Source organism: Halohasta sp. A2, assembly GCF_056175805.1.
The window spans coordinates 1-17,096 of the sequence record NZ_JAQFWV010000067.1; the positions used below are offsets into that span (position 1 = coordinate 1).

The window sequence follows — 17,096 nt, forward strand, 5'->3', positions numbered from 1 at the left end:
ATACTGCTGGATCAGCCGCTGAGTCCTCACGAGCTAGATCTCGCAACTCCAGTACCTTCCACGCAATTACTGAGTACACGCCTAACAGTACATCCATGCGGTCCCACGTCTGGAGTTGCCGTTCTTCGATTTTACAACCTGTTTTCAGTGCTTTGTGCCAGTCTTCGATCCGCCAGCGAAGCCGGTACTGCTCAATGACCGTCAATGCCTGATCTATATTTCCAACCGATGCAGTGGTGAGTAGCACCCACTGCATCGGATCTTCATGCTCTCCAACTTCCTCAGCCCGTACAACGTTCACTGAAACGGAGTCTGGTTCATCAGCAGCAGTCTTTACCGGCACAAGATCACACGTCCCTGTTGCAATTGACAGCTCCGCAGTCCGTGCGTCTCGCCCACCAGCCTGTTGGATATTGATTGTCGTGCGACCTTCCTCGGGAAGGTCGCTACTCCAGTCGAAGAGTTTCCCATCTTCTCCAGTCGGTGTGCGTATATTCCTGTTGTACTGCGCACGCACGACAAAGCCAGCGTTGTCCATCTCATCGATTATTTCAGCGTACAACGAGAAGTCGTCTGCTGCGCGGTCGTGGACAAAGATTGACCGTACGTCTTCAGGAAGCCACGCTCTAGCACGTCTATCCCCACGAATCCACTTTGTGTGGCGCGTTTCAAGCGGAATCGGCTCATTGTTGCCGTTTGTATCGTATGTAGTCCCGGTTTCTCGGTCTTCGATCAGCGACTGCTGATCGATGACCCCCGTCATGTGGTGAGTCTGTGGGTCAATTCCAATTGTTGAGTGGACTTTGACGCCGTGGATCTCCATCTCAGCCGTACCGATATCGCCGAGGCCTTCTTTTGCTGGATGGTGGGGGAAGGTAAGCTCAGTTGTATCAGAGACGACGAGAAGCTCGTCCGTCTCTTGGATTCGTGACAGTTGTGCTTGCCTGTGGGAAGCGAGGATTTCGGATGCGTACACATGCTCATTATCGCAAAATCGGTATGTAGCCTTTGTTGAGGCGAGATCTTTGCAGGCGATGGGGATAGACTCGGCAGGTGAACTGCCGAGTTCATCCCCAATCTGAACCAACCGGTCGGTGAGTCGTGCGTCTCCAAACTCAGCGTGCCGAAATTCGGCTTGCACCTGGCTTGATATGTCCATTTCAGGGAATGAGTAATCACTACTGAAATCCATCGATCCCTGTTGCAGAGTGCTGTTCATGCTGATTTCAGTCCTTCAGCAGCGGGAATAGTATTTGTGGGTAAGAGACAGTCGTGTAGGCCGCAACCGTCTCGGGGTACTCGAAGTCGTGGCGGGTTCCGAACAGCATGATGGTTCGTGTGTTAGTTGTCATGGTGGTTCCCTCACAGTTTGAGAGACGCCCGTATCGGTCCTAAATACACCAGCATCTTCTCAGTAAATGGGAACAAGCTGATCGCTCGGCCGGTTTCAGTGTCAGATCCCTTACTTTCGCCGAACGAATGGCGTTTTATTCGGTGAGTCAAACGCTACAGTATGAACTGCGGACAGTGTCACTCCTCGCTCGACCGACCGGGTGACTACTGTCTGGTCTGCGAGACGGCCAACTGCGAGGCGGTCGTCGTCGACTTCGCTCGCGACGAAGCCACGCTCACGATGCTCGACGGCGAGGACATCCTGGGCGAGACGACGATTACGACCGTCCCCGAGCCAGTCGACGAGCACGACGACCGGGCGGCCGTGGTCGAACTCCGGAACTTCGCGGGACGGGTCGCCGACGAGATCCAGCGCAAACGCCCCGAAACTGTCTTCGCTGCGGGCGAGCGCGAGCCGCTGCGCGAAACACGCACACAACTCCACTACTCGTTTTATCGGGTTCCCGACGACGATCCGGTCCAGGCTGTGATCGACCGCCGGGGCTCGCGGGCGCTCGACGTCGTCGACATCCCGCCGCGCGAGAAGATCGGTGGCAGCCATTCGACGATTATCGGCGACCGCCGTGGTCGACGGGCCATCGGCATTGTCGCCGACCACCCGCATATAAAGAAAATCATCCCCGGCCCGATCGATGCCGGGGGGATCGGCTCGCAGAAAGGCCTGCGGGCGAAAGTGACGCGGGCCGATACGAACGGCAACGTCCGGATGCTGCTTCGGGATGGGTCGAGTGTGCAGGAAAACCGGCTGGTGACGACCGCGATGGACCTCGATACGGGCGAGCGCGTGCGGGCGGATCTCAACGAGGCGCTGGCCGACGAGGACCTCCAGTAGCCATCACTGCAAGCGACTCGCACGGTCGACCGGACTCAACAGCTTTTTACGCGTACTGGCAGTAGCAACTGCTACTATGGCCGACAACAAGGCACGATCGACCGGCAGCGCCGGTCGGTTCGGTGCACGGTACGGACGGGTGTCACGCAAGCGAGTCAAAGAGATCGAAGCCGACATGCAGAGCGCCACCGTCGACGGCGACAGCGTCAAGCGCGTCGGCACCGGTATCTGGGTCAACGAAGAAACGGGCGAGAAATTCGCCGGCGGTGCCTACAAGCCCGAGACGCCCGGCGGCCGGCAGGTTCGACGCTCGATCCGCGCCGCACTGGCCGACGACGAGTAACTCAGCCGATGAGCTACAAATGTTCCCGCTGTAAGCGCGACGTGACGCTCGACGAGTACGGCGGCGTCCGCTGTCCGTACTGCGGTCACCGCGTGCTGCTCAAAGAACGCGGCGGCGGCATCAAAGAAGTCTCCGTCCAGTAACTCGGTCGTGTCCCCGCACGTCCACACTGCGGTTCTTTCCTTCGAATACCCCTCCACTGAAGCCGCACGGCTCGTCGAACGAAGCATCGACCCCGAAGTCGACCAACTCGACGACGACCGATCGACGGTCGGTGTAAGCCGGACTGATAGCCGCGTTGCGGTCGACGTGGCGGCCGACGATCTCGTCGCCCTGCGAGCGGGGCTCAACAGCTGGCTTCGGTACGTCTCGGTCGCCGAGCAGATCGCTGGCTGTGAGTCAACGCGAATTTCCTAACGGTCGAAATCGATCTTCTGAGGCGCTGAAACGGCATAAACAGGGATCAATCGGAATTGCTGGGGTTTTTGCGTGTGGCGACCGACCCCGAACGTATGCAAGGAAACCTACCGCCGGAAGCACAAGAAAAACTCGAAACGCTGCAGGATCTCCAAGAGACCGCACAGAACGTTGCCCAGCAGAAACAGCAGACCGAAACCTCGCTCAGCGAGACCCAGACCGCGCTCGAAGCGCTCGAAGGTGTCGACGACGACTCCGTGATGTACCGCGAGGTCGGCGAACTGCTAATCGAAACCGACTACGAGTCGGCGGCCGAAGAGCTCGAATCAAAACACGAACGGCTCGAAGTCCGCGTTGAGCAGCTCACAAAACAGGAATCACGAGTCCAAGAGCGCTTCGAGAAGCTCCAAGAAGAGCTCCAAGAGATGCTCAGCGGTGCGGGCGGTCCGCAAGGGCCAGGCGGCGCAGGCGCCTAAATGAGTTCGGAGCCAACTGACCAGACGGTCGTCCAGACGGCCGCCGAGGCTGCCGAAGGCCTCGTCTTCGCTCGCTTCCAGTCGAGCGCGGTCAAAGACCTCGACATCACCGTCGGTTTTGATGATGGTATCCTGGATGTCGATGTCTATTTGAATACCGTCGACGACACCGACGAAGATCCGGAAGCGGTCGCCCACGAAGCAGTGGAGGCCGCCGAGGAAGCCGTCGACGAACTGTTTGCCTGATTCAGACCGACACCGTTTTTCACGGATTCGCGCGGTGTGCCGAATCCGTTTTTCGCACACAGATCAAAACCCCAACTACAGGCTGGTCGAAACATGGAAATCTAGAACGTGTAGCGAAAGTAAGCATATCTGTTGTGTCACACTTTCGCATACCTATATACCGCTCTCTACGTACATCACAGTATGACCCGCCGCGTGACGGTGTCGCTCGACGACGAGTCGACCGCGGCGCTCGAACTCCTGCTCGCAGAAACCGAAGAGGGCCAGAGCCAGACGGTTCGTCGGGCGCTCGAATTCTATGCGGCGAACTTCGAGGCCGCGACTGGCCAACCGAGCAATAACCTCGAACAGTACTACCGGATGCTCTCGTCGGGCGAACACGTGCTGCTCGACGTCGACTTCCTCCACGCTTTTCTCGATCACCTCTACGACGGGGGCGACCCGGACCCCGAGTTCGTCGCCGCCGCAGACCGGGTCTCGGAGTACCACGCCTGTGAGTACGCCCAGCGGTTCGACGAGGTCGGCGAGCTTCTCGAATGGCTCTCGTTCTGTGGGTTTTTGGACGTGCGCGAGGAGTCGACCGGTGTCTACCACATCGTCTTTCCCTCGCGGTCGATCCGGTGGTTCATGACGCGCTTTATCGAGCGCAGCACCGCTGACCTCCCGACCGAGATCGAGATCGAACAGGGATTTTCCAAGGTGATTATCACTGAAACGTCGACCGGTTCGTAACACGAGGTCGACCGATGCTCGCCCCGATCAATGAGAGGCCAAATTGGAGAAACAGTAGATCTGTGAGAAACACGCACAATAGTTCACACCAATTCACACGGTAGATCACGTACTGTGTGTTTTGTATTCGAAAATATGTGAAACACTCAACAACGGTTTTGTTACCCTGCGAGATCCTTGTGTGTAGATCACACTCATGAAACTGATTGACAGACTGAAATCGATCGGACCGGGAGCGCTGGTCGCGGCGGCGTTCGTCGGTCCAGGAACGGTAACGACCGCGAGCGTCATCGGCGCAGAGTACTCGTACCTCCTCGTCTGGACAATCGTCTTTTCGATCATCACGACGATGGTGCTCCAAGAGATGAGCGCGCGACTCGGACTCATCAGCCGTGAAGGCCTCGGCGAAGCACTCAGAAACGAGTTCTCGAATCCGGTTCTCAAGGCAATCACCGTGTTTCTGGTGGTAAGCGCCATCGGCATCGGTACCGCGGCGTTCCAAACCGGAAATATCGCTGGCGGCGCGGCCGGACTCGAGACACTCACCGGCGTCAGCGATAGCATTTGGGGGCCAGCCATCGGGCTGCTCGCCGCCGGGTTGCTGTGGACGGGTAACTACAAACTGATCGAACGGATCTTCGTCGGGCTCGTCACCGTAATGGGGCTTTCGTTCGTGATAAACATGCTCATCGTTGGCCCGGATCTGGGCGCGTTCGCCGGCGGTCTCGTGCCGACGGTACCGGAGGGATCGGCGTTTCTCATCGCCGGGCTCGTCGGAACGACCGTCGTCGGCTACAACCTGTTTCTGCACGCGAGCACCGTCCAGGAACGGTGGGACGGCCCAGAGGATCTCCAGGAGTGTCAAACAGACACAATTTTGATGATCGCCTTCGGCGGGCTCATCACGACCGCAATCGTGGTCACGGCCGCCGCGGTCTTCCCTGCGGGAACCGAGATAAGCGACTTCGGTGCGATGGCCGAACAGCTCGAACCCGTCTTCGGTGGCTACGCACTCGTGCTGTTTTCGATCGGACTGTTCGCCGCCGGCTTTACCAGCGCACTCAGTGCACCGCTGGCGGGTGCGTACGCGACCGCCGGCGCGCTCGGCTGGGAGCGTGACCTGACGTCGACCCGATTTCGGGCAATCTGGCTGTCGATTCTCGGTGTCGGCACCGTCTTTTCGGGGCTCGGATACAATCCGGTCGAGGTGATCCTCGCCGCACAGGTCGCAAACGGTCTCCTACTCCCAATTATCGCGATATTCCTGATCTATGCGATGAACAACGAGGCGCTGCTCGGCGAGTACACCAACAGCACCGCACAGAACGTCCTCGGCGGGATCGTCTCGCTCGTCGTGATCGTCATCGCGTACGAAACAATCGTCAGCAACTTCCCGTTCTGGTAGGACGACAGCCAAGATTCCACTATTCACACGAACCGAATGAAGTTTCAAGCACACCGCACACGAACAACAGTTATTACGATTTGATGGAACACACCGAACCAAGCCACACTACAAACGGATCGGAAGCTACCGATGTCGAAACCAGAATCGGCGTCGACGTCGGCGGGACGTTCACGGACGTCGCGCTGTTCGTCGACGATCGGCTCGTCACCGCGAAAGTACCGTCGACGGCCGATCAGAGCGTCGGCGTCCTGGATGGGCTCGAAAAAGCCTGTCGGCGCGCCGGCATCGAGCCGACCGAAATCGACAGCTTCGCACACGCGATGACCGTCTCGGTCAACGCGCTGCTCGAACGCGCGGGGGCCAAAACCGCACTCGTGACGACCGAGGGCTTTCGAGACGTACTCGAAATCGCCCGACAGAACCGCCCGTCGCTCTACGATCTCGACGCCACGAAACCCAAGGCGCTGGTTCCGCGCTCGCGCCGGTTCGAAATCGACGAACGGTCGACCGTCGAGGGTGTCGAACGAGCGGTCGACCTCGACGACGTGCGCGCGCTCGCTGCCGACATCGAAGCAAGTGGGGCCGAGAGCGTCGCCGTCTGCCTGCTGCACGCTTACGCCCATCCGGCGAACGAACAGGCAGTCGCCAGCGTGTTGCGCGAGGAACTCGATATTCCGGTGTCGACGTCTCACGAGGTCCTCCCGGAGTTCCGCGAGTTCGAGCGCACGGCGACGACCGCCGTCGACGCCTACGTTACGCCCGCGATCCGCGGCTATCTCAGCCGACTCACCGACCGCGCCCGTGAGGCTGGCGTTCCCGAACCACGGGTTATGCAGGCTAACGGTGGAATCGCGAGCATCGAGACCGTCAGCGACCGGGCTGTATTGACGACTATGTCGGGACCCGCCGCGGGCGTTGTCGGCGCGGCGGCGACCGTAGACGATGCAAAAGCATCGACCAAACCCAACGACATGGACGCGTCGACACCGGCGGGTGTCGTCACTTTCGATATGGGCGGGACGTCGAGCGACGTGAGCCTCGTCCGGGAGGGCCGCGCCGAGCGAACCACCGAAACCGACATCGACGGGATTCCGATCCGCACGCCGATGGTCGACGTCACCACCGTCGGTGCGGGCGGTGGCTCGATTGCGTGGGTCGATGCCGGCGGTGCGCTCCGGGTCGGCCCCGAATCGGCGGGCGCAGACCCCGGCCCGGCGTGTTACGGCCACGGCGGGACGCGCCCGACGGTCACGGATGCGAACGTGGTTCTTGGCGTCATCGGTGAAGAGACCGCTCTCGGGGGTGAACTCACCCTCGACGTTGAGGCCGCCGTCGATGCGCTCGAGCAACTCGCCGACGAGGCCGGGTTGGCCGACGCCGAGGCAGCAGCCCGCGGCGTGTTCCGGATCGCCAACGCGACGATGACCCGCGCGATCAGATCGGTGACCGTCGAGCGCGGTCACGATCCGCGGAGCTTCGGGCTGGTCGCCTTTGGCGGGGCAGGACCGATGCACGCGGCGGCGCTCGCCGAGGATCTCGGCGTGACTCGCGTGATCGTTCCGGCCCCCGCGGGTGTGCTGTCGGCCTATGGGCTGCTCGCGGCCGACGAGACCCACGACGCACTCCGGACGATCAAAACGCCACTTGCCGAGGCCGAACCTGCCGAGATCGACTCGACGTACGAGGAACTCGTTGACAGCGTTCTCACCGAGGCGTCGGAGCCAAGTGCAGCGAAAATCGAACGCGCGGTCGACTGCCGGTACGCTGGCCAAAGCTTCGAACTCACCGTGCCGGTCGAAGGGTTCGACCGCCAGATCGTTGCGAAAACGTTCGCCGCGATCCACGAGCGGACCTACGGCTACGACCTAAACGCGCCGGTCGAACTCGTGAACCTCCGGGTGACCGCGACCATCGAAGGGTCGACCCCCGAAATCCGCCACGAGGGTGGTGGCGAGGCCCGGATCGGGTCGCGACCGGTGTTGTTTGCCGAGCGCGAAAATCGGGTCGAAACGGCAGTTTACGACCGATCAGCACTTGCAGTGGACGCCCGCGTGTCGGGCCCGGCGGTGCTCGAACAGGACGAGAGCACGACCGTCGTGCCGCCGGGCTGGCGCGGTCGACTCCGAGCCGACGGCGCGCTCGTGTTGACGCATGGCGATGAACAGACTGCGGAGACAGACCGATGACCGGAGACACAAACATGACCAGCGACAAGGAACGAAACCCGACAGCGATCGACCCAATCACGCTCGAAGTGCTGCGCAACCAGTTCGAGAGCGTCGCCGAGGAGATGGGCCAAGTGCTCATCCGCGGAGCCTACTCGCCGAATATCAAGGAGCGACAGGACTGTTCGACCGCCATCTTCGACGCCGCCGGCCGGATGGTTGCGCAGGCCGAACACATTCCGGTCCACCTCGGTGCGATGCCCGAGGCCGTCGACGCGGTTCTCGACCGTGATCCGCAAGTGGGCGACATCTTCATCCTGAACGACCCGTTTGAGGGTGGGACTCACCTACCGGACGTGACGCTCGTCTCGCCGATCGCCCCGCGAGACGAGATTCTCGGCTACGCGGTCAGCCGCGCCCACCACGCCGACGTCGGGGGGATGGCTCCTGGGAGCATGCCCGCGGGAGCCCGCGAAATCTATCAAGAGGGCCTTCGGATCCCGCCGGTTCGGCTGGTTCGCGAGGGCGAGCGCGACGACGAACTGCTGTCGCTGATACTCGCGAACGTCCGCAACCCCGACGAGCGCCGCGCCGATCTGCGCGCCCAGCTCGCGGCGAACGAACGCGCCGAGGAGCGCTTCGGCGATCTGCTGGGCGAACACGGCCAAAAACGCGTCGTCGACGGTTTCGACGCGGTGATCGACTACTCACGCGAACGAATCACCGAGGCGATTGCCGACCTGCCAGACGGCCTCTTCCGCGCGACCGACGTGCTCGAAGGCGACGGAATCAGCGACCGAGATATCGAGATCTGCGTCGAGTTGACGGTGGCGGGATCGACGGTCACCGTCGACTTCGCGGGGACCGCCGAACAGGTCGACGGCAACCTCAACGCGCCGCTGGCGGTCGCCAAAAGCGCGGTCTACTTCGTGGTTCGGTGTATCACTGACCCGGAAATACCGCCGAACGAGGGGTGTTATGCCCCGATCGAGGTCAACGCGCCCGAAGGGAGCCTCCTGAATCCGCGGCCCCCCGCGGCGGTCGTCGGCGGTAACGTCGAAACCAGCCAGCGCGTGACCGACGTGGTGTTTCTCGCGCTCGCCGAGGCGGCCCCCGACCGCGTGCCCGCCCAGGGACAGGGGACGATGAACAACCTCATCATCGGTGGCCGCGACGGCGAGTTCGCCTACTACGAGACCATCGGCGGTGGCTTCGGCGGCCGGTCGACCGCCGACGGGATGGACGGCGTCCAGGTCGGTATGACCAACACGCTCAACACGCCGGTCGAATCGCTCGAATCCGAGTATCCGCTCCGCGTCGACCGGTATGCGCTGCGAGCCGACAGCGGCGGTGATGGGAGATTCCGCGGGGGCCTCGGTCTCGAACGCCGCATCCGCATCGAGCGCGATGCGACCGTTTCGTTGCTCACCGAGCGCCGACGCCACCAGCCGCAGGGCGTCGACGGCGGCAACCCCGGCGCGTGCGGCGAGAACCGACTGGCAGTGCCCGGTGAGTCCGAAACGACGGTCGAGGCGAAAACGACCCGCGAGGTGCCCGCCGGAACGGTCGTCACGGTACGAACGCCCGGCGGCGGGGGCCACGGAGCGCCGACAGATCGCAAACCAGCACAGCGCGAGCGCGACCGAGCCGACGGGAAAGTCTCGGAGTCGGCCGAGCAAGGGGAGGTCGACCAATGACCGGCTGGCGCGGGCGGATCGGCCTGATCGTTCCCTCGTCGAACACGACCGCCGAACCCGAGTTCCGAACCCACGCCCCGTTGGGCGTCGAGGTGTTTGGCGCGCGAATGCGACTCGAATCGGTCACCGTCGACGAACTCGATGCGATGAGCGACGACGCCGCGCGGGCCGCCTCGCTCCTTTCGGATGCCGACGTCGACGCAGTTGCCTACGCCTGCACGACCGGGAGTCTGATTCACGGGCCGGGCTTCGACGCAGAACTCGAAGCCGAGTTGGCCGACACGGCGGGCGTGCCCGCGGTGGCGACCGCGCTGTCGGTCGACCGGGCGCTTGAGGCGCTTGATGCGACTCAGATCGCCGTCGTCACGCCCTACACGGCCGATATCGACGAGCGCGAGCGGTCGTATCTCGAAGCCGGTGGCTACGAGATCGTCTCGATCGACGGTCGAGGAATCACCGCGAACACCGACATCGGTCGACTATCGCCGGAGGCCGCCTACCGACAGGTTCGGGGGGTCGTCAACGATCTTCGGACTGACGACGGATCGCTCAACGTCGACGCCGTCTTCGTTTCCTGTACGAACTACCAGGCCATGTCGATGCTCGGAACGTTGGAAGCCGATCTCGGGGTGCCCGTGATTTCGAGCAATTCGGCGACGCTGTGGGACGTCTGTCGGAGTCTTGGTGTCGAATCGAGGCTCATGGTCGACGGGGAGTGAGCAACAATCTGATTTGATATAATTCTGGATAAGAGGCAGTTATTAGAGACTCTGCTGAATACACAGCGCGAATGTTGCACGTCTCAGTACCGGATTCAAGGATCGCCCGATTCGATCAGCACAGAACAAGTATCCATGGCCCAGTTTCTCAAATAAAGTTATGTTCTTTCGTTTGTAACCGCCGCTTCAGGTCGATTTCGACGTGCCGACGGTCTTTGGGGCCAGCCCAGCGTGCGGGGGGCCAACCACGAAGATATCGCTCACAGCAAGACCGGCCCGCTCACTGTGTTCGCGGAGCGTCGCTTCAGAGTCAGCGTCGTAGCGACACATCGTCGCCCCGATTGATCCATCCTCCTTGAGAAACGTTTGGGAACCGAGATACGACATCGGCACGCCCCCGCTTCGGAGTTCTTCAATGGCTTCGCCCGAGCTTTCAACCGCCTGCTCTAACTGCTCCCTTGTGATTCCCGCATCGAACTCCCGCAATACGTCATAGTTAGTCATGGTATTTCCTGAGAAGGAACAGTACACTGTTCGAGTTCTCACTGCTAGTAGGTTCCCAACCGTTATAAAGGGCCTTATAAATATTTCGGATCTGTTTCTATTGACTCGGCTGTTGTAGCGGCCCTCCAACCCGAGGGGATGTTGCTCGGAATGTCTCGGAAAGTTCACTCCAGTTTATCAAAAGTCCTACACACTTATGATGGATCCATACGGGTAGGGAGCCGGTGGCTCACTGTTATCGGTGTGAAACAAACAAAGCCGTCGTGCTGAACTCATCCTCTATATTCAGCACAGAAGACCTCTCAATTCCGTACGAGTTCAACAGCGTTAACGAACCCTATTGCTCGCAGATCGCCCGGAAGTTCTCGAAGACTTCCTCGCCTTCTTCGGTGTGAATGACTTCAGGGTGCCACTGAACACCATACAGATCGCGGTCGACGTCGCTCATCGCCTCGATTCCACAGACGTCCGACGTGCCGGTGTGTGTGAACCCGTCGGGCACTTCTTTGACCTCGTCGGCGTGGCTGGCCCACACCCGCGTTTCGGGCGCAAGCGAGCCGATGAGTGGGTCCTCGTCGTCGAGGATTTCGACCGTCACGTCGGCGTAGCCGCCGTACTCGCCCGACCCGACGCTGCCGCCGAGTTCCTGTGCGATGAGTTGCATCCCGAGACAGATGCCCAACACAGGAACATCAAGATCGAGATACTCCGCCGAGCGTCCGGCCCGATCCATATCCGGGCCGCCCGAGAGAACGATACCGTCCGCGTCGACGTCGGCTGGGTCGACATCGTTGTCGATAAGTTCGGTGTCGACGCCGAGATCCCGGAGCGCACGGTGCTCCAGATGCGTAAACTGCCCGTGGTTGTCGATAACGACAATGCGAGTCATGCGCGGTGTTGGACGTTCAGGCTCAAAAACGAACCGGATCGCCGGAGAGATATGCGCGTTCGTGCAATGCGTACCAGTCTCGTCGGGAGACTGGCCGCCGTGGGTTGGTTCCAACCGAAAACCAGGTCGACAATATACAACCATTGTCGACGCGGAACGTCACACCGTCGTTGGATCGAACCGACTGTTTCGTCCGTCCCAGGACGCACGTTCCTCACGCGTGTCGACGTAGAGTTCGACGTCGTTGCCGTCGGGATCGTCGAAATAGATCGCCGTGCTGATGCCGTGGTCGACCGGACTGACAGTGATCTCGCGGTTGGTGAGCCATTCGTAGGCATCGCCTACCGCCTCGAGCGAGTCGACCTCAAAGGCGACGTGATAGAGGTCGGTGCTTTGCGGCGGTAGAGAGGTGGCATTTGGATGGGCCTGGAGGGCGAGATCGTGGTGATGGTCGCCGAACGAGAGGAACGCGAAGTTGGTGTGTTGCTCGGTGACTCCGAGACCGAGTAGATTCGTATAGAACCCGACCGCACGGTCGAGATCGGTCACTTTCAAGTGGACGTGACCGAGATGCGCATTGGACATACGATTAGTAGCCGGTGGCTGCCGTATACGAGTTCTGTCGATTTAATGGCTTGAGCCCGTTTCAGTAATACTCAGTTTCTCACTCGTCAACGCGCTCGCGGGCCGACTGGAAGCTGAACTCTCGGTTCTCGGCGGCCCGTCTAGTTTCGCGTTCGGCGATCGCCTCGGGGTCGGGTGCGACGTCGTCGTCGACGCGTGCGAACGACTGGTGGATCTTGGCGTGACACCAGCGACACAGCGAGACAGTGATCTCGTGGCTCGTTCCCTCGTCGTCGGCATACGAGAGATGGTGTTCTTCGAGCAGTGGCCGACGTTCGTCGTGGGCAACGCGGACTTCTTCGAGCCCACAGCGTTCGCACTCTCGGTCGTTGGTCGTCGACCGGTAGTGTCGACAGTCAGACCACTCGCCGTCCTCACCGACGTGGCACGCGTAGTCGTCAGCCGCCCGCTCGGCGGCGAACTCGGGATCGACACCGGCGTGCCGGAGTGCGAGCCGACACCGGCCGTCGCTGGTGAGATGGTCACAGACGCCAGCGATCTCGTAGGGGTTGTCGACGCCAACGGGCGTTCCCTCGGGCGTTCGCTCCATACCCTCGCTGGGACCCCTACAAATAAATAGTGGCCGACTAATCCGACCCTGTGCGCCTCGTTCACCGCCGCGGTCCGCCGGATGACCTCTCGCCCGACGAGCGAGTGATCGCCACCGAGATCGAGATCGCCGACTCGTTTTTCGCCCGAGCGCGGGGCCTCATGTTTCGCCGATCAGTCCCGGAGGAATACGCGCTCGTCTTTCGGTTCGACGAGCCGGATTCGCGGGACCTCCACATGGTGTTCGTTCCGTTCGCCATTGACGCAGTCTGGCTCGTCGGAACCGAGGTCGTCGCCATCAAACGACTCCGGCCGTGGATCGGCCTCGGTCGGGGGACTGCCGATTCGATTATCGAACTTCCAGCGGGGGCCGCCGACAGGATCGAGCCGGGCGATACAGTCGAACTGGTCGACGAATAATCGAGGTCGATACCCATGAAAAGGAGACGGCAGCTTTATTTCCCTGTATGTGTGAATAATTTGTACAATGGAGCACCCACACTCCACCGAGGATAGAGTAAGTCGGGGCGACCCGGCTGGCCGTGAAATTGCCTGCTGAGTCATCTTTAGACGTGAATTCAACCAACACATCCGAGTTGTACAGTGACCACTCAACTCAATCGGCGATTCCTGCAGACGACGTACAGCTGTTAGACACCACCCTCCGAGACGGCGAACAGGCCCCTGGCGTCTCTTTGACCCCCGAGGAGAAAGTCGAGATCGCCCATGCACTCGAAGCCGCAACGATCGACGTGATCGAGGCGGGCAGCGCCTGTACCTCCGAGGGCGAGCGTGACTGTATCCGCGGCGTCACCGCGCTGGATCTCGATGCCACCGTTACGAGCTTCGCTCGCGGCATCAAATCCGACATCGACCACGCCATGGACTGTAACGTCGACGGGGTAACAATCGTCGTTCCCTCATCTGACAAACACATCGAAACCAAGGTCGGCTCGACGCGCGAGGAAGTTATCGAGAAATCGGTCGACCTCGTCGAGTACGCCCTCGATCACGATCTGTGGGTCGAACTCCTAGGGGAGGACGGCTCGCGGGCGGACCCCGAGTTCCTCACCGATCTCGCGGCCGCGGGCCACGAGGCTGGAGCCGACCGGTTTTGTTATGCGGATACTGTCGGCCACGCGAGCCCCGAACACACCTACAAAATCGTCTCCCAGCTCGCCGAGCTCGGCCCGACGAGCGTCCACACCCACGACGATCTCGGCTTCGGGATGACCAACGTCCACGCCGGACTCAAAGCCGGAGCCGATTTCGTTCACGGAACGGTCAACGGCATCGGTGAACGGGCGGGCAACGTCGCTATCGAGGAGGTCGCTATCGCTCTCTCGCACAGCTACGGTCTGAAGACGCTGAATCTCGAAGCGGTCTACGAGCTGGCGACGACCGTCAGCCAGAACACGGGCATCCCGCTGGCCCCGAACAAGGCCGTCATCGGCCAGAACACGTTCACCCACGAAAGCGGCATCCACACCGATGGCACGCTCAAGGACGGGACGATGTATGAGCCCTACCCACCCGAAACCGTGGGTCGCGAGCGTCGGCTCGTCCTCGGCAAGCACGCCGGGCGTGCAGGCGTCGAATCCGCACTCACCGAGCACTCGGTCGACGTCTCCGACGACGAACTCGCACAGATCGTCGAACGCGTCAAAGCTCTCGGCGACCGCGGCAAGCGCGTGACTGATGCCGATCTGCTGGCGATCGCCGAAGACGTCCAGGGCCGCGAACGGGATCGCTTCGTCGAACTGCTCACCTTGACGACCGCCAGCGGCGGCGACGTTCCCACGGCGAGCGTCAAACTCCGCGTCGGCGACGAGGAACGCGTGGCCGCCGGAACCGGTTCTGGGCCGGTCGACGCCGCGGTCAAAGCGGTCCGCGAGGCGCTCGGCCCCGCAGCGGATGCGGATCTGGATTCGTTCCATGTCGACGCGATCACTGGCGGCACTGATGCCGTGGTCACCGTCGAGGTGGCGATGACCCGCGGCGACCACTCGGTCACTGTCGCCGCCTCGGATTCTGATATCACCCGCGCCTCGGTGACCGCGATGGTCGACGCCCTCGACCGCCTGCTGGCAGCGAAGCCGCCCGAACAACCGGTCGCTGACGACTGAACCGGCGTTTCGGCCCCTGTGAGGAATCCGCATATATAAATAAAATAGGCCTGTAGCACCGCTGTGGCGTACGTTGTCGAGATCAAACCCTCGGCCCGCAAGCGAAACGGCGATGTCGGCCGGGTGGTCAACCGTGAGGGAACGACCCGCCGCTTCGAGAGCCGCCGGGCCGCCGAAACGTGGGCCGACGACCTCTCCGGCGGTGGCCGCGACCACGTCTGGATCAAAGCCGCCCATCCCGCCGACCAGTCGACCGTCGACGGCTATCTCGTCTCCCGGAACGCGCGTGGGAAACTCGAAGCCGCCTTCGATAAACGGCGGCGTCGACTCCGCGGCGGTGACCGAAGCCAGCAACAGGGGTTCGACGACGGAAACGCGTCGCTCGACGTGTGACTGTATAGTAATAAGCGGCGACTATTTATATCGGATCGAGTGTCCCTGATTCGAATCCCCCGTCTGTCGCACACGCCGACACAGTGGTTCACGGCACGATGAAACGTGCCACTATGCAGGTTGTGTCGGCGAGAAGCGCCGAGGGGGAGATTTGAACTCCCGAGTCCGAATGGACAGTAGATTTCGAATCTACCGCCTTGGCCAGGCTAGGCTACCTCGGCTTACACCAATACGTGTGGCAGTATCGGGTTAAAAGATTCCGGTCGACGCGGACGCTGTGGGGCGGTTTCACATAGTCTCTCGAAGTCGACTGTCGACTCTGTAAACCACGCGAATCACCAGACACGTGGTAGACGGGCTTTTTCCGCATTCCCACCGAACGGACAACATGGAAAATGTACTCACTGCCGACGAGTTCCGAGACCGACTCGACTCCGGCGAACCGCTAACTGTCGTCGACACCCGCGATGACGAAAGCTTTGAGAGCTGGCGCGTCACCCACGCCGTTCAGTTCTTTTATAAGCCGGATCACGAGTTCAGCAGAGACGAGTTTGAGGCCGAGACGGGACTCGACCCGAGTGATCCCATCGTAACGATGTGTGCAATCGGCAAATCCTCCGGCGCACTCGCCGAGGAGTTGGACGCAGCGGGCTACGAGGATGTCGCGGTCGTTGAGGGCGGAATGGCTGCCTGGGGCGGGGTTTACGACCACGTGCAGATCGAGTATAACGAGTTCACCGTCGTCCAACTCCAGCGACGGGCCAAGGGCTGTCTGGGCTACGTTATCGCCAGCGAGGGCGAGGCCGCCGTCGTCGACGCCACCCGCCACACCGAGGAGTTCCAGGCGGCCGCCGACTCGCTCGACAGCGAGATCGTCACGGTGTTCGATACCCACGTCCACGCCGACCACCTCTCGGGTGGCCGCGAACTGGCAGCCGAATTAGGCACTCCCTACTATCTCGGCAAAGAAGCCGTCGACCGCGGCGTCGAGTACGAGTTCGAACCGCTGGGCGCGAACGAGGTCGTCTCCGTGGGTGGACTCGATATCAAGGCGCTCGCAACACCGGGCCACACCTCTGAGATGGTGAGCTACCTCGTCGGAACCGAGGCCGTCTTCACGGGTGATACGATCTTCGTCGACTCGGTCGGCCGGACCGAACTCCAGTTCGGCGACGGCGATGCCGCAACCGGAGCCGAGTTGCTGTACGACTCACTGCACCGAACCGTGATGGCCGAACCGGATTCGGTGAACGTACTGCCGGGTCATTTCCCGGTCGACAACGACGGGACGACGCCGATCACGCCGGGCGAACCGGTCGACACGACTGTCGGCCTGTTACGAACTGACCTCGATCTATTGGCCCGTGATCGTGAGTCATTTGTCGAAGAAATCACCGCCCGACTCCCCGAAAAGCCGCCGAATTACGAGCGCATCAGAGCCTGTCTAAGAATTCTCACACTCTCAGTCATCGATATCGGTCGAAGACACCGCAGTATAATTTGCTCAACCGATCCAGCAGCGTTGACAAAAAGAGAGGCAAACTCAGCTATCTGGCGATCGTG

General features: G+C 61.3%; 21 protein-coding genes and 1 tRNA gene. 15 read left to right on the forward strand and 7 right to left on the reverse strand.

Features of this window, described 5'->3' with window-relative positions:
* Positions 1-1,219: IS4 family transposase (locus O2S87_RS14855; RefSeq protein WP_475409560.1), on the reverse strand; the 1,219-nt coding region annotated here is incomplete at its 3' end.
* 7 nt (positions 1,220-1,226) lie between these two features.
* A complete protein-coding gene (locus O2S87_RS14860; RefSeq protein ID WP_475409561.1) occupies positions 1,227-1,352 on the reverse strand; it encodes a hypothetical protein in 126 nt (41 codons plus the stop codon).
* A gap of 161 nt (positions 1,353-1,513) precedes the next feature.
* Between O2S87_RS14860 and O2S87_RS14865 the strand changes: the two genes are divergently transcribed.
* From O2S87_RS14865 to O2S87_RS14915, 11 genes are all read left to right on the forward strand, one after another.
* Positions 1,514-2,245 (forward strand): DUF2103 domain-containing protein, encoded by a 732-nt coding sequence (locus tag O2S87_RS14865; protein WP_475409562.1) that lies wholly within the window; start codon positions 1,514-1,516, stop codon positions 2,243-2,245.
* A gap of 76 nt (positions 2,246-2,321) precedes the next feature.
* On the forward strand, positions 2,322-2,588 hold the full coding sequence (locus O2S87_RS14870) for an eL43 family ribosomal protein (RefSeq protein ID WP_475409563.1): 267 nt from the start codon (positions 2,322-2,324) through the stop codon (positions 2,586-2,588).
* Between the two features lie 8 nt (positions 2,589-2,596).
* Positions 2,597-2,731 carry a DNA-directed RNA polymerase subunit P gene (locus tag O2S87_RS14875; RefSeq protein WP_475409564.1) on the forward strand — a complete coding sequence of 45 codons (135 nt, stop codon included), beginning with the start codon at positions 2,597-2,599 and terminating at the stop codon, positions 2,729-2,731.
* Positions 2,732-2,738: 7 nt separating this feature from the next.
* A complete protein-coding gene (locus O2S87_RS14880) occupies positions 2,739-3,005 on the forward strand; it encodes a KEOPS complex subunit Pcc1 (protein ID WP_475409565.1) in 267 nt (88 codons plus the stop codon).
* 95 nt (positions 3,006-3,100) lie between these two features.
* The gene (locus O2S87_RS14885) at positions 3,101-3,481 is read left to right on the forward strand and encodes a prefoldin subunit beta (RefSeq protein WP_475409566.1); all 381 of its coding nucleotides are present in this window, start codon (positions 3,101-3,103) and stop codon (positions 3,479-3,481) included.
* Complete coding sequence (locus tag O2S87_RS14890; protein ID WP_475409567.1) at positions 3,482-3,727, forward strand: DUF3194 domain-containing protein; 246 nt, start codon at positions 3,482-3,484, stop codon at positions 3,725-3,727. It begins immediately after the preceding gene.
* Between the two features lie 183 nt (positions 3,728-3,910).
* On the forward strand, positions 3,911-4,459 hold the full coding sequence (locus O2S87_RS14895) for a ribbon-helix-helix protein, CopG family (RefSeq protein ID WP_475409568.1): 549 nt from the start codon (positions 3,911-3,913) through the stop codon (positions 4,457-4,459).
* Positions 4,460-4,655: 196 nt separating this feature from the next.
* Positions 4,656-5,864, forward strand: coding sequence for an Nramp family divalent metal transporter (locus tag O2S87_RS14900; protein WP_475409569.1), 1,209 nt, complete (start codon positions 4,656-4,658; stop codon positions 5,862-5,864).
* Between the two features lie 83 nt (positions 5,865-5,947).
* Positions 5,948-8,053, forward strand: coding sequence for a hydantoinase/oxoprolinase family protein (locus tag O2S87_RS14905; RefSeq protein ID WP_475409570.1), 2,106 nt, complete (start codon positions 5,948-5,950; stop codon positions 8,051-8,053).
* Positions 8,050-9,729 carry a hydantoinase B/oxoprolinase family protein gene (locus tag O2S87_RS14910; protein WP_475409571.1) on the forward strand — a complete coding sequence of 560 codons (1,680 nt, stop codon included), beginning with the start codon at positions 8,050-8,052 and terminating at the stop codon, positions 9,727-9,729. The genes O2S87_RS14905 and O2S87_RS14910 overlap by 4 nt, the downstream gene beginning before the upstream one ends.
* The gene (locus O2S87_RS14915) at positions 9,726-10,448 is read left to right on the forward strand and encodes a maleate cis-trans isomerase family protein (protein ID WP_475409572.1); all 723 of its coding nucleotides are present in this window, start codon (positions 9,726-9,728) and stop codon (positions 10,446-10,448) included. Before O2S87_RS14910 ends, O2S87_RS14915 begins: the two co-directional genes overlap by 4 nt.
* Before the next feature lie 186 nt (positions 10,449-10,634).
* Here the strand turns inward: O2S87_RS14915 and O2S87_RS14920 are convergent, their stop codons facing one another.
* The 4 genes from O2S87_RS14920 to O2S87_RS14935 form a co-directional block, all read right to left on the reverse strand.
* Positions 10,635-10,952: a nickel-binding protein gene (locus O2S87_RS14920; RefSeq protein WP_475409573.1), complete on the reverse strand. Its 318-nt coding sequence runs from the start codon at positions 10,950-10,952 to the stop codon at positions 10,635-10,637.
* A gap of 337 nt (positions 10,953-11,289) precedes the next feature.
* Positions 11,290-11,841 carry a GMP synthase subunit A gene (locus tag O2S87_RS14925; protein ID WP_475409574.1) on the reverse strand — a complete coding sequence of 184 codons (552 nt, stop codon included), beginning with the start codon at positions 11,839-11,841 and terminating at the stop codon, positions 11,290-11,292.
* Positions 11,842-12,000: 159 nt separating this feature from the next.
* Positions 12,001-12,426, reverse strand: a complete 426-nt coding sequence (locus O2S87_RS14930) for a VOC family protein (protein WP_475409575.1) — start codon at positions 12,424-12,426, stop codon at positions 12,001-12,003.
* 79 nt (positions 12,427-12,505) lie between these two features.
* Positions 12,506-13,015: a DUF7097 family protein gene (locus O2S87_RS14935; protein WP_475409576.1), complete on the reverse strand. Its 510-nt coding sequence runs from the start codon at positions 13,013-13,015 to the stop codon at positions 12,506-12,508.
* A gap of 50 nt (positions 13,016-13,065) precedes the next feature.
* Between O2S87_RS14935 and O2S87_RS14940 the strand changes: the two genes are divergently transcribed.
* The 3 genes from O2S87_RS14940 to O2S87_RS14950 all read left to right on the forward strand — a co-directional run bounded on the left by O2S87_RS14940 (position 13,066) and on the right by O2S87_RS14950 (position 15,533).
* A complete protein-coding gene (locus O2S87_RS14940; RefSeq protein ID WP_475409577.1) occupies positions 13,066-13,434 on the forward strand; it encodes a DUF192 domain-containing protein in 369 nt (122 codons plus the stop codon).
* A 176-nt stretch (positions 13,435-13,610) separates the two neighbouring features.
* Entirely contained in the window at positions 13,611-15,140 is a 1,530-nt protein-coding gene (locus O2S87_RS14945) for a (R)-citramalate synthase (protein ID WP_475409578.1), read from the forward strand.
* A 63-nt stretch (positions 15,141-15,203) separates the two neighbouring features.
* On the forward strand, positions 15,204-15,533 hold the full coding sequence (locus O2S87_RS14950) for a DUF8081 domain-containing protein (protein ID WP_475409579.1): 330 nt from the start codon (positions 15,204-15,206) through the stop codon (positions 15,531-15,533).
* 136 nt (positions 15,534-15,669) lie between these two features.
* Here O2S87_RS14950 and O2S87_RS14955 read toward each other — a convergent pair.
* A tRNA-Ser gene (locus O2S87_RS14955) sits at positions 15,670-15,754 on the reverse strand.
* Positions 15,755-15,921: 167 nt separating this feature from the next.
* Between O2S87_RS14955 and O2S87_RS14960 the strand changes: the two genes are divergently transcribed.
* On the forward strand, positions 15,922-17,096 hold a 1,175-nt coding region (locus O2S87_RS14960), incomplete at its 3' end, for an MBL fold metallo-hydrolase (RefSeq protein ID WP_475409580.1).